Source organism: Pseudomonas sp. IT-93MI4, from assembly GCF_949767635.1.
GTDB classification, from domain to species: domain Bacteria; phylum Pseudomonadota; class Gammaproteobacteria; order Pseudomonadales; family Pseudomonadaceae; genus Aquipseudomonas; species Aquipseudomonas putida_A.
This window is the reverse complement of sequence record NZ_CATKPP010000055.1, coordinates 68,621-88,983: the sequence shown is the minus strand read 5'-3', so window position 1 is coordinate 88,983 and position 20,363 is coordinate 68,621. Positions and strand designations below refer to the sequence as shown.

The 20,363-nt window shown below is 59.6% G+C and carries 15 protein-coding genes, 1 pseudogene and 1 riboswitch; of the genes and pseudogenes, 7 read left to right on the top strand and 9 right to left on the bottom strand.

From position 1 onward, the window contains the following. The gene (locus ACM6I7_RS21390; RefSeq protein ID WP_285374094.1) at positions 1-633 is read left to right on the top strand and encodes a hypothetical protein; all 633 of its coding nucleotides are present in this window, start codon (positions 1-3) and stop codon (positions 631-633) included. Between the two features lie 122 nt (positions 634-755). On the opposite strand, the gene ACM6I7_RS21385 is transcribed toward ACM6I7_RS21390, so the two are convergent. The 6 genes from ACM6I7_RS21385 to ACM6I7_RS21360 form a co-directional block, all read right to left on the bottom strand. Then, complete coding sequence (locus tag ACM6I7_RS21385) at positions 756-1,799, bottom strand: DNA cytosine methyltransferase (RefSeq protein WP_285374095.1); 1,044 nt, start codon at positions 1,797-1,799, stop codon at positions 756-758. A gap of 123 nt (positions 1,800-1,922) precedes the next feature. Then, entirely contained in the window at positions 1,923-4,658 is a 2,736-nt protein-coding gene (locus ACM6I7_RS21380) for a LuxR C-terminal-related transcriptional regulator (protein ID WP_414889237.1), read from the bottom strand. A 201-nt stretch (positions 4,659-4,859) separates the two neighbouring features. Further along, positions 4,860-6,224, bottom strand: coding sequence for a DUF1329 domain-containing protein (locus ACM6I7_RS21375; RefSeq protein ID WP_096797152.1), 1,365 nt, complete (start codon positions 6,222-6,224; stop codon positions 4,860-4,862). Between the two features lie 28 nt (positions 6,225-6,252). Next, positions 6,253-8,142, bottom strand: a complete 1,890-nt coding sequence (locus ACM6I7_RS21370) for a DUF1302 domain-containing protein (RefSeq protein WP_096797153.1) — start codon at positions 8,140-8,142, stop codon at positions 6,253-6,255. 337 nt (positions 8,143-8,479) lie between these two features. Further along, on the bottom strand, positions 8,480-10,162 hold the full coding sequence (locus ACM6I7_RS21365) for a fatty acid--CoA ligase (protein ID WP_096797154.1): 1,683 nt from the start codon (positions 10,160-10,162) through the stop codon (positions 8,480-8,482). 147 nt (positions 10,163-10,309) lie between these two features. Beyond that, a complete protein-coding gene (locus ACM6I7_RS21360; RefSeq protein WP_183785887.1) occupies positions 10,310-11,494 on the bottom strand; it encodes an MFS transporter in 1,185 nt (394 codons plus the stop codon). A 100-nt stretch (positions 11,495-11,594) separates the two neighbouring features. On the opposite strand from ACM6I7_RS21360, the gene ACM6I7_RS21355 reads away from it, so the two are divergent. Then, positions 11,595-12,359 carry an AraC family transcriptional regulator gene (locus ACM6I7_RS21355; protein ID WP_414889236.1) on the top strand — a complete coding sequence of 255 codons (765 nt, stop codon included), beginning with the start codon at positions 11,595-11,597 and terminating at the stop codon, positions 12,357-12,359. 117 nt (positions 12,360-12,476) lie between these two features. Here the strand turns inward: ACM6I7_RS21355 and ACM6I7_RS21350 are convergent, their stop codons facing one another. Further along, positions 12,477-13,106 (bottom strand): LysE family translocator, encoded by a 630-nt coding sequence (locus ACM6I7_RS21350; protein WP_027612203.1) that lies wholly within the window; start codon positions 13,104-13,106, stop codon positions 12,477-12,479. 242 nt (positions 13,107-13,348) lie between these two features. On the opposite strand from ACM6I7_RS21350, the gene ACM6I7_RS21345 reads away from it, so the two are divergent. The 3 genes from ACM6I7_RS21345 to ACM6I7_RS21335 all read left to right on the top strand — a co-directional run bounded on the left by ACM6I7_RS21345 (position 13,349) and on the right by ACM6I7_RS21335 (position 16,182). After that, positions 13,349-14,314: a 2-hydroxyacid dehydrogenase gene (locus tag ACM6I7_RS21345; protein WP_414889234.1), complete on the top strand. Its 966-nt coding sequence runs from the start codon at positions 13,349-13,351 to the stop codon at positions 14,312-14,314. Between the two features lie 33 nt (positions 14,315-14,347). Further along, a complete protein-coding gene (locus tag ACM6I7_RS21340; protein ID WP_414889233.1) occupies positions 14,348-15,346 on the top strand; it encodes a methyltransferase in 999 nt (332 codons plus the stop codon). Between the two features lie 40 nt (positions 15,347-15,386). After that, a riboswitch (yybP-ykoY riboswitch) is annotated at positions 15,387-15,509 on the top strand. A gap of 88 nt (positions 15,510-15,597) precedes the next feature. Continuing rightward, positions 15,598-16,182 carry a TMEM165/GDT1 family protein gene (locus ACM6I7_RS21335; protein WP_027612206.1) on the top strand — a complete coding sequence of 195 codons (585 nt, stop codon included), beginning with the start codon at positions 15,598-15,600 and terminating at the stop codon, positions 16,180-16,182. Between the two features lie 192 nt (positions 16,183-16,374). On the opposite strand, the gene ACM6I7_RS21330 is transcribed toward ACM6I7_RS21335, so the two are convergent. Beyond that, on the bottom strand, positions 16,375-17,193 hold the full coding sequence (locus ACM6I7_RS21330) for a M48 family metallopeptidase (RefSeq protein ID WP_027612207.1): 819 nt from the start codon (positions 17,191-17,193) through the stop codon (positions 16,375-16,377). Between the two features lie 203 nt (positions 17,194-17,396). Here ACM6I7_RS21330 and ACM6I7_RS21325 point away from each other — a divergent pair. Further along, positions 17,397-18,743: pseudogene (locus tag ACM6I7_RS21325) on the top strand (HAMP domain-containing protein); the annotation flags it as partial. A 12-nt stretch (positions 18,744-18,755) separates the two neighbouring features. Further along, positions 18,756-19,598, top strand: a complete 843-nt coding sequence (locus ACM6I7_RS21320; RefSeq protein WP_414889327.1) for a methyl-accepting chemotaxis protein — start codon at positions 18,756-18,758, stop codon at positions 19,596-19,598. Between the two features lie 105 nt (positions 19,599-19,703). Here the strand turns inward: ACM6I7_RS21320 and ACM6I7_RS21315 are convergent, their stop codons facing one another. After that, positions 19,704-20,327 carry an SOS response-associated peptidase gene (locus ACM6I7_RS21315; RefSeq protein ID WP_103368543.1) on the bottom strand — a complete coding sequence of 208 codons (624 nt, stop codon included), beginning with the start codon at positions 20,325-20,327 and terminating at the stop codon, positions 19,704-19,706. Positions 20,328-20,363: the final 36 nt, after the last annotated feature.

The window sequence follows — 20,363 nt, the reverse complement described above, 5'->3', positions numbered from 1 at the left end:
ATGTCTAGCGATCTGACAAAATTCCAAAAACTTCTGAGCGCACTACATCAAGATGGTACAGAAAATCTAAAAACAAAAATAACCAGAATGCCGATTATCAAAAACGCAAACTGGATTCACAATGCCGACGACATAAAAACCCTTACATCGTCTAACTCAGGAGACTTCGGCGACAAGATAATTTCTCTTAACCCACCTAGCCGCCTGAAAGATTCTGTAATTGGCCTATGGTGTCGCTGGGATTTTGAAAAGCCTTATAAAAGTAAAGTAGAGATAATGGTATGCCGTGGAAAGGACGCAAAAGCGGGTGCTAAATCGTATGGTTTCAGAATTGATCCACCACACTTCCAAGGAGACCAGCGCCACAATTACTGGCATGCTCAATATATTCAAGCATTTGAAAAAATCGACTCGATTAAATTTCCGCTAGCTAATAACGTTGACTGGATCGACGGTAGTGTCCCGGCTCACCCAATAGTATTTTCTGAGCCCGAAAACTTTAGTATTACCGATACTACAATCTACGCAGCACTGTCTATATACGGTGCAAGCTTGCCGCCCAATATAAAAACCGTTGCAAAACTATTAGGCCTAAACAAAAATTTCGAATACATTCTCTCCAAGGTAACGTAAACGTCTAAACTATCATCTTCTGTGCGCCATCTTACTTAAAAGCGCACAGAAGATATTAACTATCTATAATATATTACCTTCAAAATTACGACTCAAAAAATTCGCGTAAACTTCAGATTAAGCTATTGGTGAATGTCATGAATATATTCATTTGCATGTGCAATCAAGCTTTCGCCTATTACCTCACCCAACCTCACTGGGACTGCGTTCCCAATCATTCGGCCAACTGCTTTGAAAGTAATTTTATTGCTCGGCATGAATATATAGTTTGGAGGAAATGACTGAAGTATTGCAGCCTCCCTTAAAGAAATCGCTCTGTTTTGCTGAGGGTGACCAAATCTACCGTTACCAAAACCATAACATAATGTGGTCATAGTTGGACTGGGTTCATCACCTCTCATCCGCCCATAAACACTTGGGTATGTTTTACCGCTTGGCTTTTTGTGGCACTCTGCAACCAACTCACGTGGCCAATCCTTCCATGTCCCACCAGGGCGTGAATGCAATATCCGTTGAACATTAAGAGGCGTAAGAGTCGCGGATCGATGGAGCGGATCATGGGGATCGCACTCCCCGGCTGCGATCTCGGGTAAGAACCCGATCGCTTCCTGCACTGTTTTAGGTTTACCGATATGTGTTGGTTCAATTATTCTAATCGGACCAAGCTTCGAAGCGAGAAGTACGTGACGACGGCGCTGCTGCGGTAAACCATAATTGACACAGAGAACACGATCGGCCCATACATGATATCCGAGATCAACTAAACCACTGACAAAGTCATGATATACCTCATGCTTTGTGACATCTGGCACATTTTCCATCGTGACAAGATCTGGTTTAACCCCATCGATAAGGCGGCGAAAAGCATAAAGTAGAGGCCATTTTCTATCGCTGCGAGTATCTTTACCTTGGTTATATGTTGAGAACGGCTGGCAAGGAGCACAACCCGCTAATAATTTCAGGCGGTTAGGTCGATACCACTCCTGTATCTCTTGAACAGATACATCTTCGACATTCTTGGCAATAAAAGCAGCACCATTATTCTCATGGTAAGCGAACTCACACTGACGCTCATTATCATAGCCCGCACGCACGGTGACACCAGCGTTCCGCATGCCGGCGGTGAGCCCACCAGCACCACAAAAAAGGTCAACAGCATCAATCATCGATTCGAACCTTCCAAACGTACGGCATTTAGCGCGAACCATTAATTTAAAGAGCCGAAACGATACAGTAAGAACACGCCGAAATCCGGTTCAAACGCACGCCAATCTGAAAATTTTTCGCATTCAGCCTAACACTCCTAACTCTTTGGCCCGCGCCACCGCCTGTGTGCGCCGCTCAACCCCCAACTTGCTGTTGATATGGCTGGCGTGAGTTTTCACGGTATGCAGGGAAATGAACAGCTGCTCGCTGATTTCCTGATTCGAGCATCCTTGGGCGATAAGGCGCAGCACGGCCAGTTCGCGACTGCTGAGCTGCTCTGTCACGCAAATCTCTGCAACCGGGCGAGCAACAGGAAGGGGAAGGTACCCCAGCAATTGCTGAATGATCGCCGTCGACGCAATCGATACCAACTGCCCGCGCAGCCAGTCGCCATGTTCTTTCACCAACGTATTGAATGGCTGCAACACGCCCCCAGCCGCCGCCTCCAATGCCTGATTCAATGCTTTCCTGGCCTCGGGCTCACGCCCCCCTGCCAGCAGCAACGCGACCTTCTGCGTCAACGCCATCACACTGAGCAACTGCCGGCCGGTTTGCTGGCCATTTTCATGCAACACGTTCAACCGCCCTTCTGCGAGCATCGGTTGCCCTTGAATCATGTCGAGCAGTGCCTGTTGCAGTTCCACATGCAGCGGCAACTGTGGATGAAATTCTGGTGGTGCGGCAGCGCGTTCGCCCGTGTACGTCTGACCCAATCGCGCCAGCCAGGCTTCGGCCAGATCAGTGCGGCCTTGCGCCAGCCACAGTTCGCATTTGACCAAGGTGATCATCGCCAGATAGTAGATCGGCGGCACATCCCAGATATGCATCAGCCGCTCGGCTTCAGCGAGTTCGGCGAAGGCCTTGGCGAACTCGCCGACGCTGCCGTCGAGACGGGCGATCACGCAGTGACCGATCAATACGCTGATATCGCGACAGGCCCGCGCTTCGGCCAGACCGCTCAGCAATCGGGCCCGGGCCTGCAGTGGTTGCAAGCGCATCGACAGCAGAAAACCTTCATACAGCGTCAGCCGCGCACGCACCGCGTACAGACGTTGCGCCGACAACCCGCGCAGACGATCAAGACCCTGATGCACCTCATCCAGTGCCCGCAGAATTTCCCCGCGCGATTGCAGGACCCGCGCCCGGTCGTAATGCGCCAAGGCTTCGAACAACGGATTGCCGACCCGCTGCGCCAGCTCGAGGGATTCTCGATTCAAGCCCCGCGCACGCCACAGGTCACCGTCGGCAATCGCCAGATTGGACAAAGTCGACAGGCACATCAGGCGTTGCCCGTAACGTTTCACCGGCAGGCTTTCCAGCGCTTCGCTGCAATAGCGCTGGGTCAGCTCACGATGCCCGCGCCCGCGGGCGATGATGCCGCTGAGCGCCAGCCATTGCGCGAGCATCGACTTCTGCGCAGAGGCCGAAGGCGCCGGCAGGAAACGACTTAAATGACTGGCCAGCTCTTCAGCGGCATCCAGCTGACAGGCCAGCCCGAGCGCCCAGCTATAGAGCACGATCAAGCGTGGCGTGCTGATCAGCAGACTGTCGGGCAAGTCCATTTTCCAGCGCAGCAGCATGCCCACGTTCTGCTCGGCGAGCAGTTGTTCCTCGGACAGGTTCTGCACCAGATTCGCTGCGACATCCAGATGGCCGGCGCGCAAGGCCTGCTCCACCGCTTCGTCGAGCAGCCCTTGAGCATTGAACCAGCGACAGGCGCGCAGGTGCAGGGTCGCCGCCGGCACCAGCGTCTGGGTCACGGGACGGCTGCGCAGCAGATCGGAAAACAAATGGTGATAGCGATACCAGTGACCGTGTTCGTCCAGCGGCACCAGAAATACCTGATGCGCCAACAGAAACCGCAGGATTTCGGCGCTGTCGTGTGCTTCGCGCACCGCGTCGCACAGCTCGCTGCAAAAGCGCTCTTGAGGGGCGGTGTCGTAGAGAAACGCCTGCACCTCGGCCGGCAGGCAATCGATCACTTCTTCCAACAGGTAATCGCGGATCAGCCCTTCCCCGCCGTTCAGCGCGGGTGGCAACGGAGCCCCGCTGCCAGCCTCGGAGACCGCAAGCAACCAGAAACGCAGTCCGGCCACCCAGCCTTCGCTGCGCTGGATCAGGTTTTCCAGCGCTTCGCCGCGCAATGAACTGCTGTGTCGATCGAGCAGCGTCAGGGCCTCATCGTGGGTCAGGCGCAAGTCCTGCTCATGCAGTTCGAGCAACTGGCGCGACAGGCGCAGACGCGCCAGATGCCAGTCCGGGCGCTGCCGACTGGTGACCATGACCAGCAAGCCATCGGGAAGATGATTGAGGAAAAACTGCAGGCAACGGTCGAGTACCGGGCCTTGGGCGAGATGATAGTCGTCGAGCACCAGCAACAGCGGCGCCGTCGGTTGCAGTTGCAGGGCCAGTTCATCGAGCAAGCCATCGAGCCATTCTTCGAAGGCGAACGGCTGATGGCGCTGGCGCATCTTCAACAGGCCGAGTGCACGACTGCCCAGATCCGGAAAGTAGTCCTGCAGTCCCTCCAGCAATCGCTCGAGAAACCGCCCCGGATCGTTATCCCGTGGGCTCAATCCCAGCCAGAGACTTTGCCAGTGCCCCGGCAGGCTCTGACAGAACTCCACCGCCAGCGAACTCTTGCCGAACCCGGCCGGAGCGCACACCAGTAACAGACGTCCACCGAGCCCGGTTTGCAGGCGCTCGCAGAGACGTGGCCGCAAGACGTATCCGTCCGGCAGCGGAGGACGGAAAAAACGTCCGTCCAGTGCCGCGACGGCAGCGCTTGCGGGACCCGGAAGTGGGGACAGATCAGTCATGGCCGGCTCTTGTTCGAATGGCTGTTGGCGGCGTAGCAGATGTCCGCAGCCTAGCCTTAAACGTAGCGGTTATGAAGGTTGCTGCTACAAATGGCTACAAAAAGACTGTCGAGAGCCGGCAGCTCCTACAAAATCAACGCCAAAAAAAACGCCCCGAACCAGTCGGGGCGTTTTTTCGAGGATGCGGCCTCGGGTCAAAGCTTAGCGGATACCGTCCTGGCCCAGGTTGCCCGGCTGGAATTCGCTCTTGGTGGCAGAGAAACCGAAGTCATACGCTGATTTTTCTTCGTTCTTCATGCCCAGCGCCAGGTAGCGACCCGATTGCAGGTCGTACAGGGCTTCCAGCGCGTACCACGGCACTTGCTTGTCGTAGTAGTCCTCGGCATGCGCTTCGGCGACACGCCACAGCTGACCGCGACCGTCGTAGTGGTCGATGACCGCTGCCTGCCAGGTGTCTTCGTCGATGTAGAAGTCACGTTTGGCATAGATATGGCGCTGACCCGGTTTCAGGGTGGCGACCACGTGCCAGACACGACGCAACTCGTAACGAGTCAGGTCCTGGTTGATATGGCCGGCCTTGATGATGTCGGCGTACTTGAGAGTCGGCGAGTCGATCTTGTAGCTGTTGGAGGCAATGTACATCTCTTTCTTGCCTTCGAGCTTCCAGTCGTAGCGATCCGGCGCACCGTTGTACATGTCGAGGTTGTCGGAGGTACGCAGACCGTCCGCCGCAGTGCCCGGGCCGTCATAGGACACTTGCGGTGCCTGACGCACACGACGCTGACCAGTGGCGTAGACCCACGCCTTGCGCGGCTCCTTCACCTGGTCGAGGGTTTCGTGCACCAGCAGTACGGTACCGGCCAGACGTGCCGGCGCGGTCACTTTCTGCTTGAAGTAGAACAGGATGTTGCCTGGGTTGGCCGGATCGTAATCCTTCATCTTGTCGCGGAACACGAACTGGTCCTGGAAGTACACCAGGCTGAACGAGCCGTTGGTTTGCGGAGTCGCCTGGGTCACCAGACGGGTCACGCTGCCACCGCGATAGCGGGTGATGTGGTTCCAGATCACTTCCAGACCGCTTTTCGGAATCGGGAACGGCACGGCAGTGTCAAAGTTTTCCAGACCGTTGCCGCCAGCCACCAGATTGGTGGTGGTGGCGTTTTTCTTGATCGCGGCGAACACGTCATCCGGCACGGTCGAGCCGCGATGGGACGGATAAACCGGAATCTTGAAGGTGTCCGGGTAGCGCTTGAACATCGCGTACTGGCCCGGAGCAAGCTTGTCCTTGTACTGCTCGACGTTCTGCGCGGTGATGGTGAACAGCGGTTTTTCACTGCCGAACGGATCGGACAGGAAGCCCTTGCTGTCGACCGTGCCGGCATTTTTCGCCAACGGTTTCCAGGCAGGGATCGAACCGTCGGCGTTGCCGGCCATTTCGGCGCCCATCGGGGTCAGGCTCTTGCCCAGCTTGTCGGCTTCGGCGGCGGGAACGGCCGCCATGACACTGGTCGCCAGCAGCGACAAACCCAGAACACCCGCGTGGAACAGACTCTTTGTTATTTTCATATGTGTGTTCGTCCTGAAAAAACTGTGCTTAGAAGTTCACGCCGACGCTCAAGGCCACGAAGTCACGATCGTCCACGGTCGTGTAGTCGCCGCCAAAGAAGTTGGTGTAGGCCAGGCTCGCCGTGTAGGTGTTCTGGTATTCGGCATCGAGACCGAGGCTGATGGCCTTGCGACCTTCCTCGAAGTTGCCGCCAGGGCCTGGCGAGTAACCTTTCACGTCGTGCGACCAAGCCACGTTCGGCTTGAGGTTCACACCGGCAAACACGTCGCTGTAATCCCAAATGGCACGAGCGCGATAGCCCCACGAAGTGGCCGTGGTGAAACCATCGTTGTTGCAGTTGCTGGAAACGTTGTCACGCGAAGCCCCCGGCCCGGCACCGTTGATGGTGGAGGTGTTGAGGATCTGCGAGCAGGTGTTGAGACCTCCCGTGGCAGGCAGTTCGCCCGGGCCGAACACCGGATCGCGGCCGTAACGGGCTTCGGATTTGCTTTCCAGACCACCGACGTGGGTCACGCCGACTTCACCCACCAGGGTCAGCCGGTTGGCGCCCATCACCTGATCGAAGAAGTGCGTCAGGGTGGTTTGCAGCTGGGTGATTTCTTTACGGTTGTAACCGTGCAGATCCTGGCCCGGCACGCCGTTGAGGACCGACGCATTGGTCAACGCGCCACCCAGCGGACGTACGCCGGCGAACAGAATGTCGGTGGAGTTCAACTGCACCGGCGCATTCGGCCGATAGCTGACCTCACCGCTCCACGCCGTACCGGTGGGCAGGGTGGTGGAGAAGCTCAAACCGTAGAGGCGGATGTCTTCAGGGTATTCGATGAAGTAGTTCGAGTTGCCTGCGACGACCAGTGGCCCCAGCGCCTGGAACGGCCCCGGCAATGCCGCCACGCCGTTATAGATCGACTGTGGCGCGCCGGTGGCGCTGAAGATCGGCGCACGGCTGTGGTAGTTCATGAAGTAAGCGCCGAACTCGGTGGCCAGCGGGTCGAACATGTACTTGGCGGAAACGCCCCACTGCCCGCTGTCACGCGCGTTGCGGTTGGGCGAACGGCGCACCAGCACGCCCTCTTCGTTGACGTCGACACCAGCGTTGGCCAACGGCCCGAGCGCAATACCCGGAATGGTCGAACGCTTGTTCAGTACCCGCAGGTTGTCGTCGCAACCGGTGGTGACAATGTCCGGCTGCGAGAAGAACGTGCCGCAGTTGTCGGTCACGGTCTTCTGCCAGTCGATCTGGTAGAAACCTTCGGCCGAGAGGTTTTCGGTAATGCTCTGGGACACGTAGAACATGTTGACCGGGATCAGGCCTTCCTTGATCTCGGCACCCGGACGGCGGAACGCGGACACGTCGATCGGGTTGATCGAGTTGATGCCGCCACCGATGAAGGTACTTTCGCCCCAGTTCACCACCTGCTTGCCCAGACGCACCGAACCTGGCTCATCGGCAATCGAGTAGTTGTGGTAAACGAAGGCGTCTAGGATCTGCCCGCCGGAAGAACGCGCCGCGACGTCGCGGTTGTGGTTGCTGACGTCCTTGTATTCCAGGTCCTGATTCTGCAGCGCGAAGTCGTACCAGTATTTGCCCCGGACGAAGACCCCGGTGTCGCCGTATTTCAGTTCCAGATCATGGATGCCCTTGAAGATCTTCGAGAAGGCTTGCCCGCTCTTGAAGTTCAGGTGGCCGTTGTCGGAGGTCTGGGACAGGCCCTTGCCGCCGTTGTTGACACCAATAAGGTCCTTGTTCGGCTGCTGGGTCGAGATGCTCATGCCCAGGGAGAGCGAGGAGTCGAACTGACCTTCGATTTCACCGACGTTGAAACTGACGCCGAATGCGGGCCCGGCGAGCGTAGAGGCAAGACTGACGGCCAGAGGCAGTTTAGCCCGGCGCCAGAACTGGTTTACTGATGTCATCGACGCTACTCCATGTGCATTATTGTTATGGCAGTGAGTACTTTTAAAAACGCCTGGAAGACCGGGAGCCAGTAGCCACCCGACGTCACTCCAAAGTTGCATCGCCCCTGTTCGTGCGTGTGCCCCGTTCTTAAAAATCCTTGAGCGGACTATAGCCAGCAGGGGGTACTGCTTGATCCCTCTAAAGTGTGATTTGCAGCTGCCGGCCACTCTGGAACAGTCCTTTCGCCAGTCCGACAGATGTCGGCACGGCAAGGATGGCTGAATTTTTCGATTTAACAAGCCAAGCGCTTGCTTGGTGGGTCTGGCGCGCCGGTTTCGGCGCGCCAGCAGACACTCAAAGTGTCGAAAGGAAGGTGCTGTTGTTGGCCTGCCATTCGGTGATGTCGAGGCGGATGCGCTTCTTGTCGAGCTTGCCGACACTGGTCTTGGGAATTTCCGTAACAAGGGCGATCTGGCTTGGAATCGCCCACTTGCTCAAGTGCCCCAGTTCCACGAACGGCTTGAGGTGTTCCTTGAGCTCGCGCGCCCCGATCTCGTGCCCTTCGCGGATCACCAGCAGTGCAAACGGCCGCTCGCCCCATTGCGGATCGGCGATGCCCACCACTGCTACTTCGCGTACCGCCACATGACGGCTGATCAGGTCTTCGAGGTCCAGCGAGGAAATCCATTCGCCGCCAGTCTTGATCACATCCTTGATGCGGTCGCGGATGTCGATCACGCCCATGCTGTCGAGCGTTGCCACATCGCCAGTGTGCAGCCAGCCGCCGGCCCAGAGCTCGGCGCCCTTCTGCGGTTCGTTGAAATAGCCTTCGGTGAGCCACGGCGCGCGCAGCACCAGTTCGCCCTGGGTTTCGCCGTCGGCGGGGAGGAAGTTGCCCTCGGCGTCGACGATCGCCGCTTCCACCAACGGCCCCGGCACACCGGCCTTGATCCGGTAAGTGGTGCGTTCGTCTTCGGTGCCGGCCATCAACTCGTCGTTCAAATGCGCGCAGGAAACCAGTGGCCCGGTCTCCGACATGCCGTACGCCGCCGTCAGCTGAATGCCCCGGGCCTTGGCGGTTTCATACAACGTGCGGTTCAGCGCACTGCCACCGATGACGATCTTCCAGCCGCCAAAATCGGTGCCCTGTGCGCCTTTGGCGTTGAGCAGCATCTGCAGGATGGTCGGCACGCAGTGGGAGAACGTGACCTTCTCCTTGCGCCACAGCTCGACGAGGAACTCCGGGTCGTAACGCCCCGGATAAACCTGCTTGAGCCCGAGCATGGTTGCCACGTACGGCAAACCCCAGGCATGCACATGGAACATCGGGGTGATCGGCATGTACACGTCGTTGGTGCCGAGCAGGCGCACGCTGTCGATCGCGCCCATGATCGTCGACACGCCCATGGTGTGCAGCACCAGTTGCCGATGGGTGAAGTACACGCCTTTCGGGTTGCCGGTGGTGCCGGTGGTGTAGAAGGTGGTAGCGACCGAGTTCTCGTCGAAATCCTCAAAGTCGTATTGCGCACTCGCGGCGGCCAGCAGTTGCTCGTACTCGCCGACCAGGTTCGGCAGCTCGGCGGTCTTTTCCGGCAGATCGGTCAGCAGCAGGGTTTTCTCGACGGTGGTCAGGTGCGGCGCGATGGCCTGGTACAGCCCGATGAACTCGCTGTTGACCAGCACGAAGCGGTCCTCGGCGTGGTTCATGGTGTAGAGGATCTGCTCCGGCGACAGACGCACGTTGATGGTGTGGATCACCGCGCCGATCATCGGAATGGCAAACATGCATTCGAGGTAGCGATGGCTGTCCCAGTCCATCACCGCCACGGTGTCACCCGCCTTCACCCCGGCCGCCGTCAATACGTTGGCCAGCCGCGCCACCCGCTCGATCAGGGTCGGATAGCTGTAGCGCAACTGGTCTCGGTAGATGATCTCGCGGGTTTTCTCGTAACGGGCGCCGGACATCAGCAGCCGTTTGATCAGCAATGGATACTGGTAGGCCCCATCGGCCGGGGGAATGACGCGAGTCTGCAACATATGAATCCCTTTTCTGGCTGCACGGTGTTGGCGTAGAGAGCGTTACTCTAGAGCCGTTATACCCCAGTCAAATCAGCCGAAGGAATGATTTGCACAGCCGTACAAATGCTAGCTTTGCGCCAGCATTTGTCGGTATTTCAGCGCCGTTCAGGCCGTTTGCCCTACAGCCGCTTCTGAAGGCGTCCGTGGGAAAACCAGCGCAGCAAGGAAGGTCAATGCGCCGAAACCCGCCAGAATCAAGTAAAGCCCGACAAAACCATGGCGCGGTTCGATGTAGGCAATCAGCGGAATCGCTGTCGCACTGGCGCCGAACGACAGGCAGTAACGCAGGGCGAAGACCCGTGACTGCCACTGCGGCGCGACGAAATTGGCGACCATCGAGTCGTTCACCGTCACCTGACCGAACACCACGAACATGAACGCCGCACCGAGCACGATCACTGCCCAACCATCGACATACGCCATGGCGTACAACAGCGGCGCCTGAAACAGCGTTAACACAATAAACGGCCATTTCAGGCTGACTCGGTGCAGCACCTGGCCAATGCTCAACTGCGCCACTGCACCAAAGGCATACGCGAGGCTGACCACCACGCCGAGGGTTTGCGGCGAGGCGAACAAGTCATGCAGACGTTCCTGAAACAGCTTTGGGTAGGTCATGGTCGTGGCGTTGAACACCACGCCACCGGTGGCCGTCGCCAGTGCCAGCACACCGAATACCATGAGCATTGAGATCCGCTGCCCGGCCGCGCCTTTGAGCGCAGTATGCGGACGCTGCGGAATTGGCTCCTCGCGCACCTGCAAGGCAAAGCCGATGCCCAGCACGATCGCCACCATCCCCGGTAACACGAAAGCCGAACGCCAGCCGAACTGCGCCACCAGCAACCCGGTGATCAGCGCCGAGAACGCCACGCCGAGGTTGCCCCACATGCCATTGATGCCGATCTCCCGGCCGCGATTCTGCGCGTAGGCCACCAGCATCGCGGTGCCCACCGGGTGGTAGATCGCGGCGAAAATGCCGATCAGGGTCAACCCGATCACCAGCATCGTCGGGCTGGTGCTCAGCCCGGTGAAGATCGCCGAGGCGCCGATGCCGAAGAAAAACACCAGCATCATCTGCCGCCGACTCCAGTGATCGCCCAGCCAACCGGCCGGTAACGAACAGGCGCCAAAGGCAATGAACCCGCCCAACGACAGGCCGATCAGCGCGGCATAGTCGAGGCCGAAGGCTTGGGTCATGCCGAGCACGGCCGCGGGAAAAATCAGCATGAACATGTGATCGATCACATGGGCGGCGTTGACGTAGCGTATGACGTTTCGAGATTGATTCATGGCAGCACGCTTGTGTTTGTTAAGGGCGGAGGGTTGTCAGCGGCTTTATGCTAAGTTGGCGAAAAAGCGCATACCTGCCATTCAGGTCATCGAATCAGACATGTTGATCAGCCACTTCGAACACGGCCCGGTGAGTGCCTATCCCCGGTATTATCTGGACGGTGAGCACCAGCCGCTGCACCTGCACCGCGAGGCGCAGTTGCTGTATGCCGTCCGAGGGATCATGCGGGTGGTGACCGACCTCGGTGCCTGGGTGATTCCGCCAAGCCGCGCAGTGTGGATTGCGCCGCAAGTCGCGCACGAGATATTCATGTCCGGCGATGTGCAGATGCGCTCGCTGTTCATCGCCCCCGAGCTATCACCGGCCAGTCTGCAACAGTGCTGCGTGCTGGCGGTGACGCCGCTGCTGCGCGAGTTGATCCTGCGCGCCGTACAAGGCCCGCCGCACGCGGACAATCCGCTGATCCAGCAGTTGATGCTGGAGGAGCTCGCCAGCCTGGAAAACCTGCCGCTGCACATTCCGATGCCCAGCGACCGACGCCTGCAGAACATCTGTCTGGCGTTGCTGCACACTCCGGATCACCCCAACACCCTGGAAGACTGGGCACAGCAGGTCGGCGCCAGCTCACGCACTCTGGCGCGGCTGTTCCAGCGACAACTGAAGATGAGCTTCAACGCCTGGCGCCAGCAACTGCGCCTGATGGAAGCGCTACCGCGCCTGCTCGCCGGGGACAGCGTGCAGCGCGTGGCGCGGGACCTAGGGTACGGCAGCGCGCGGGCGTTCAGCGCGATGTTTCGCCGTTTGCTCGGGGACAATCCCCGGGAATACCTGAATAATCTGAGCAAACTCAGCGAGCTTGTGTAAGGCCCTGTGGGAGCGAGCCTGCTCGCGAAAGCGGTCTTTCAGCCACCAGTAATGTCGACTGATCCAACGCATTCGCGAGCAGGCTCGCTCCCACAGTTTTAAGTCGCGGTTCTGAGATCAATGCATCTCGGTAAACGCGATTTTCACGCCGAGAGCGATCAGCACCGCGCCCATGGTGCGGTCGAACCAGTGGCCCATGCGGGCAAAACCGGCACGTACACGTTGCTGACTGAACAGCATCGCCACCAGGCAGAACCAGAAAGCGGTCGCAACGGCCAGGTAAACCCCGTAACCCGCCTGCACCGCCAGTGGCGTGTGCGGGTTGATCACCACGGTGAACAGCGACAGGAAGAACAGCGTGGCTTTCGGATTCAGACCATTGGTCACGAAGCCCGAGGTGAACGCGCCGCGCGCGGTGCGCACGCCTGCCTCCTTGTGCAGATCATCGGTAACGGTTTTCGCTGGCTGCGCGCGCAAGGCCTTGAAGCCGATGTACAGCAGGTACGCGGCGGCGGCCCATTTCAAGGCGTTGAACAGCACGATCGACTGCGACACGATCAGGCCGATGCCGAGCAGCGAATAACCCACATGCAGGAAAATCGCCGTGCCCACACCCAGCGCGGTCCAGGTGCCGGCGCGACGACCATGGGTCACGCTCTCGCGCACCACCACGGCAAAGTCCGGGCCGGGGCTGGCCACGGCCAGCAGGTGGATCAGTGCAACGGTCAAGAACTCGGTCCAGTACATGGGGGCTCCTCTGGGGGTGATCATCAGCTTGAACACATCGCCTGAATGCTTTTCCCCTGTGGGAGCGGGCTTGCTCGCGAATGGCGTTGTGTCAGGCAACCTTATGGGTCTGACACGCCCTCTTCGCGAGCAAGCCCGCTCCCACAGGTTTTGTGAGCACCTCGGGCACTGCGTAACGTTTTGTTTCATCTGGTAGGCTCGGCAGATTACGCCTTCCGTTCCAAGCACAAAAGGTACAGTTGATGACGAACCCGCGCCGCGCCGTATTCCTCGATCACCCATCACTGGATCTCGGCGATCTCGACCTCAGCCCGTTGCGCGCCTGCTTCAGCGACCTGCAACTGTTCGCCCAGACTGCGCCTGATCAAGTCGCCGAACGCCTGCACGGGGCCAGCGTGGCGATCACCAACAAGATCCGCATCGACGCCGCCGCGATGGCCGCCAACCCGGATCTTAAATTGATCCTGATCACCGCCACCGGCACCAACAACGTCGATCTGGACGCGGCTCGCGCCCACGGCATCACCGTGTGCAACTGTCAGGGTTACGGCACGCCGTCGGTGGCGCAGCACACGATCATGCTGCTGCTCAACCTCGCCACCCGCCTCGCGGATTATCAAAAAGCCGTCGGCGAAGGTCGCTGGCAGCAGGCCAGACAGTTCTGCCTGCTCGACTATCCGATTGTCGAACTGGAGGGCAAAACCCTCGGCCTGCTCGGTCATGGCGAACTCGGCGGTGCGGTCGCGCGACTGGCCGAAGCGTTTGGCATGCGTGTGTTGCTCGGGCAGATTCCCGGCCGCCCGGCGCGCCCGGATCGTCTGCCACTGAACGAACTGCTGCCGCAGATCGACGCCCTGACCCTGCACTGTCCGCTCAACGAACACACCCGGCACTTCATCGGCGCCCGCGAGCTGGCGGCGATGAAACCCGGCGCTTTTGTGGTCAACACCGCTCGCGGTGGTTTGATCGACGAGCAAGGCTTGGCCGACGCGTTGCGCAACGGTCACCTTGGCGGCGCCGCCACCGACGTGCTCAGCGTCGAACCGCCGGTCAACGGCAATCCGCTGCTGGCCGCCGACATTCCACGGCTGATCGTCACTCCGCACAACGCCTGGGGCAGTCGCGAAGCGCGGCAGCGTATCGTCGGCCAATTGACCGAAAACGCCCAGGCATTCTTCAGCGGTACAGCGCTGCGGGTCGTCAGTTGATAAACTGCGGCACTTTTTTTCCAAGGAGCAGTTATGGATCCGCGCAGTGAAGTACTGCTTCGTCAGGCCGAGTTATTCCAGGGTTCGCTGTTGTTGGCCGGTTTGCCTGCCGACGATCTGCTCGGGCGCCTGCCCAATGCGTTCGGCTGGTGCTGGCATGCCGGCGATCAGGCCGCTCTCGATGCGCGCTTCGAAGGTCGCAGCCATTTCGGCGTAAACGTGCCGGAGCGCGAGTTCGACAGTGCCGTGGTGTTTTTGCCCAAGTCCAAGGATCTGACCGATTACATCCTCAATGCCGTGGCCGCACGTCTGCCCGGGCGCGAGGTGTTTCTGGTCGGGGAAAAACGCAGCGGCATCGAGGGTGCGTCCAAGCAACTCAACCCGTTCGGCAAGCCGCGCAAACTCGACAGCGCCCGTCACTGCCAACTGTGGCAGGTCACCGTGGCCAACGCGCCTGAAGCAAAATCGCTGGAAAGCCTGGCGCAGACTTATGAGCTGCCGCTGGCCGAAGGCCCGTTGAAAGTCATCAGCCTGCCGGGCGTGTTCAGCCATGGTCGACTGGACCGCGGCAGCGCCCTGCTGCTGGAGCATCTGGACAAACTGCCGAGCGGTCATCTGCTGGATTTCGGTTGTGGCGCCGGGGTTTTGGGCGCGGCGGTCAAACGGCGTTATCCGCACAATCAGGTGACTTTGCTCGACGTCGATGCCTTCGCCGCCGCCAGCAGTCGCCTGACGTTGGCGGCCAACGGTCTGGACGCCGAAGTGCTGACCGGCGACGGTATCGACGCTGCACCGATGGGTTTGAACGCGATTCTGAGCAACCCGCCGTTCCATGTCGGCGTGCACACCGATTATTTCGCTACCGAAAACTTGCTGCGAAAAGCGGCCAAACATCTGAAAAACGGCGGCGAACTGCGCCTGGTTGCGAACAACTTCCTGAAGTATCAGCCGCTCATCGAAGAGCATCTGGGCGTGTGCGCGATCAAGGCCGAAGGCAATGGTTTCCGGATTTACCGGGCCAAGCGTGGCTGAAAATTTGTTCTTGCTCTATCGGTTTTGCGAAGGCAGAATCCGCTCCGTCCTAGGGGAGTAGTCTCCCACGAGCGCCAAGCTCGTCCGGCATACGTCAACATACTTGATCCTCAGATCATGGCGTATGCGACCCAAGCGTCCGCACCAGACGGATCGCAGGGTTTGACAAGACCTATGACACGCACACCTTACCCGGGGCGGGAAGGCTGTACGTGTCATAGCCGTGTCGACCCGCCCCTTAGGAAATCCTGATGCTGGACTCGTTACTCGTTCCCACCGCAATCGTTGCCTTGGCCGAAATCGGCGACAAGACGCAACTGCTCGCGCTGATTCTCGCCGCTCGCTTTCGCAAACCCTGGCCGATCATTGCCGGTATTGTCGCTGCGACCCTGGCCAACCACGCAGCAGCCGGTGCGGTAGGCGCCTGGTTCGGCAGCTTCTTCTCAGACTCGGTCCTGCACTGGATTCTCGCCGCGAGCTTCACCGCCACTGCGCTGTGGACGCTGGTCCCGGACAAGATGGACGACGATGAAGCCAGCACCGCACGCAAGTTCGGCCCGTTCCTGACCACGCTGATCGCGTTCTTCCTTGCGGAAATCGGTGACAAGACGCAGATCGCCACCGTGATGCTGGCGGCGCAATACCCTGAGCTGTGGCTGGTGATTATCGGCACCACCCTGGGCATGTTGATTGCCAACGTGCCGGTGGTATTGGCGGGTAATTTTGCTGCGGAGAAACTGCCGCTGACCCTGATCCGTCGCCTGGCGGCTTCGGCGTTCCTGATTCTGGCGATCGTGGCGGTGTACAAGGCGATGCAGAGCAGTGGCTGGATTTAACCCCCGTCTACTGAACTACCCAAAACCTGTGGTGAGGGGATTTATCCCCGATGGGGCGCGAAGCGCCCCCAAGCTGACCACCTCGGTGCACCCAGTACACCGCAGTCATAGGTTTTGGGGCTGCTTCGCAGCCCATCGGGGATAAATCCCCTCACCACAATAAAGCCGGTTCCCTTCAAGCCCCCGACGGACTCAGGATTTAGGGGCTTTCTCGTACAACGGCATCACCTTCGGAATCGCTGCCTGCAGCGAGGCGATCCGGCTGGACGAGGCCGGGTGGGTGCTCATGAACTCCGGCGGTGCGCCTTCCGAAGCCTTGCTCATCTTGTTCCACAAGGTGATCGCCGCATTCGGGTTGTACCCGGCACGGGCGGCCAGTTCGAGGCCGATCAGGTCGGCTTCGTTTTCGTTGGCGCGGCTGTTGGGCAAGGTCATGCCGTAATTGGCCACGGTGTCGGCCAGCGCCAGGCTGTCCTGACCCAGACCGAGCAACGCACCGGCACCCTGTTTGGCCATTTCAATGCCATAGGCTTTGGACATCGCTTCACGACCGTGCTCGCGCAGGGCGTGGGCGATTTCATGGCCCATGACCGCCGCAATTTCATCGTCGGTCAGCTTCAGGCTGTCGATCAGCCCGGTGTAGAAAATGATCTTGCCGCCAGGCCCGCAGTTGGCGTTGAGCTCGTCGCTCTTGATCAGATTGACTTCCCACTGCCACTGCGCCGCATCCGGGCGGAAGTTCGGTGCCTGGGCAATCAGCCGGTTGGCAATCGCCTGAACCCGCTTGGCCTCCGGGCTGGTCTTGTCCAGCACGCCTTTGCTCGACGCCTCGCCGACGGTCTTCTGATAGGACTGGGCATACATCTGGTCGACCTCTTGCGAGGACAGCATGCTGAACATGTACTGCTTGCGCTCCACCCCCACGGCTCCGCCGCTGGTGGTGTTGACCGACTGACAACCGGCCAGCAACAGCGCTGCGCTCAGTGCACTTACAACCAATGTCTTGTTCATTCAAAAGCTCCCTGAAAACCTGCCGCGTATCGTAGGGGGTGAATTGTATCGGCGCCAGATACAACAGACGTGTTGCAGCGTCTTTCGGAAGTTTCCCACCGCTGTTGTCGTAAAAAATTCACAGCAACCGGCAAGTCTGCTGCCGCTGCGTCGCGCACCGATCCATTTGCGACATCCTCCGCCCTTTGTTCCGCTCAACGCTCATGGCGCCATGCCTGCTGCCGATACAACAGCGCAGACGTCCTCTTGCGTGCGGAGCTCCCATGAAGTTCAAGTCGATCCAGTTTTCCGTCGCCGCCCTGGCCGGCGCCATCGTCCTCAGCGTGGTTGCCGCGCTGGTGCTGTACGCGCTGTTCTCCGGTGCCCGCACTCAAGACATGGTGCAGCAGCGCACTCAGGCGCAGTTCGAACAAGTCATCGAACAACGCCTGACCTCGCTGGCGCAGACCCAGGTCAGCCAGATCCAGCGCGAACTTGAAGCGCCGCTGCTGATTGCCGGCGGACTGGTGCGGGTCAACGCGCTGCTCGGCACACCGGGCGCCGACGGCCAGCCGCGCCTGAGCGTCAGCCGCGAGCAACTGATCAGCCTGATCAAGGAGAACGTCGAGCAGAACCCGAAGATTCTCGGCACCTACATCGGCTGGGAAAAAAACGCCCTGGACCACAATGACGCGGCCTACGTCGGCAGCGCCGTGACCGGTATCGATCCCGCCAACGGACGCTTCCTGCCGTGGTGGTTCCGCAATACCGACGGCAGTCTGGGCGTGGACAAACTGGCCGATGTCGACGATCAGAAAACCCTGTCCACCGGGGTACGCGCCAGTGAGTACTACCTCTGCTCCAAGGAAACGAAAAAGCCCTGCGTGATCGATCCGGCGCCGTACAAGGTCGGCGACAAGGTCGTGATGCTCGCCTCGTTCATTGAACCGATCATGCTCAACGGCGCATTCCAGGGCATCGTCGGCGCCGACCTGTCGGTGAACTTCATCCAGGACATGCTCCTCGGCGCCAACCAGAAGTTGTACAGCGGCGCCGGGCAAATGGCCCTGATCGGCGGCAACGGCCGGATCGTCGCCTACACCCAGGATCCGAGCAAATTCGGTGAAAAGGTCAGCGACATTCTCGACGCCGAGCAGATCGCCAACATGGCCAATCTCAAACGCGGCGAAGTCACCTACTCGGTCAACAAGGACAAGGGCCGCATCGAGCTGTACCTGCCGTTCGGCATCGGCCAGACCGACGCGCGCTGGACCCTGATGCTGCAACTGCCGTTGAACGCGGTGATGGCGGATCTGCAAAAACTCCAAGCCGACCTTGATGCGCAACGCAAGTCCGACACCTTCGGCATGGCCATGGTCGGCCTGATCATTGCCGCCATCGGTTTGCTGGTGATCTGGCTGGTGGGTCACGGCATCGCCCGCCCCTTGAAGCAGATGGTCGCCATGCTGGATGACATTGCCAAGGGTGAAGGCGATCTGACCCGTCGTTTGAGCAGTGATCGCAGTGATGAACTGGGCTCGATCGCCAAGGGTTTCAACACCTTCCTCGCCAAGTTGCAGGCGATGATCACGCAGGTGGTGACGTCGGTGCAGAGCGTCAGCGATTCCTCTGAGCACACTGCCGACATCGCGATTCGCACCAACATCGGCATTCAGAAACAGATGGCCGAGATCGATCAGGTCGCCACCGCGGTGCAGGAGATGACCGCCACCGCGCAAGACGTGGCGCGCAACGCCACTCAGGCTGCGCAAGCCGCCAGCCACGCGGATCAGGCTGCCGGCCAAGGCATGCAGATCGTCCGTGATACGTCGAACTCGATTGGCGTACTGGCGGTGGAAATCGGCAAAGCGGTGGAGGTGGTGCAGACGCTGGCCAAGGACAGCGAAAACATCAACGCGATCCTCATCGCGATTCGCGGGATCGCCGAGCAGACCAACCTGCTGGCGCTGAACGCAGCAATCGAAGCGGCGCGGGCCGGCGAACAAGGGCGCGGCTTTGCGGTGGTGGCGGACGAGGTGCGCAATCTGGCACAGAAGACCCAGAAGGCCACCGAAGAAATCCAGAGCATGATCCAGCAGCTGCAACAGGGCACCCGCGATGTGGTGCGGGTCATGGAGGACAGCCAGAACCGCACCGACGAAAGCGTGCAGCACGCGGCGAAAGCGGCTGAAGCGCTGGAGACAATTACTCAGGCGGTGTCGGTGATCAATGACATGAATACGCAGATTGCCAGTGCGGCGGAAGAACAGAGCGCAGTGGCCGATGACATCAACCGTAACGTGATCAATATCGGTCAGGTGGCGAATGAAGTGGCGGGCGGTGCGGATGAGTCGAGTTCGGCCAGTGCGGGTCTGACTAAATTGGCGGAGCAGCAGCGGCGGCTGATCAATCAGTTCAAGGTCTGATCCAAAGGCCCCTTCGCGAGCAAGCCCGCTCCCACAGTAATTTTGCGGCGTTCACAAAACCTGTGGGAGCAAGCTTGCTCGCGAAGAGGGCGGCACAGCATCAACTCAACCCGGAGTCAGACACTCCGGCCCATTGAGCTTCGGATCATTGATCAGGTTCGCCAACACCCGCTCGCGCAATGCCGCCGGCTCACTGGCGAGCAAGCCCTGCAGCACATGCAACGGCGTCGCGGGATCGAGCCAGGCCGCCTGCCCCGCCTCATCGAGAATCAACGGTCGGCGCTGACTGGCCGCCGGCTGCGTGATGACGGCGGTGCTCAGCCACACCTGCTCTTGCACCGGATACGCCTCCCAGATCGCCGCGAAAAACAGCGACGAGCCCTCCCCCGGCGTCAGCCAGTACGGGCGCTTGCGCAGGTTGCCGCGCCATTCGTAGAAACCGTTGGCCGGCAGCAGACAGCGGCGCAGGCGCAGCGCCTCGCGGAACATCGGTTGCTCGGCCACTGTTTCGGCCCGGGCATGCGCCGGTGTTTTCGACAGATCGGTCAGCCACGGCGGTGTCAGGCCCCAACGGGCGCGGGTCAGCGTGCGTTGGCCGTCGGCCTCGGCACGCAGCATCAACACCGAATCATTGGGGGAAATGTTCCACTGCGCCTGCTGATCGGCGGGAAATCCGGGCAGGGCCGCGAAATCGCGGTTCCAGCGAAACAGGGCATAACGTCCACACATGGGGCAACACGACTCAGAAATAAAACGAACGTCAGC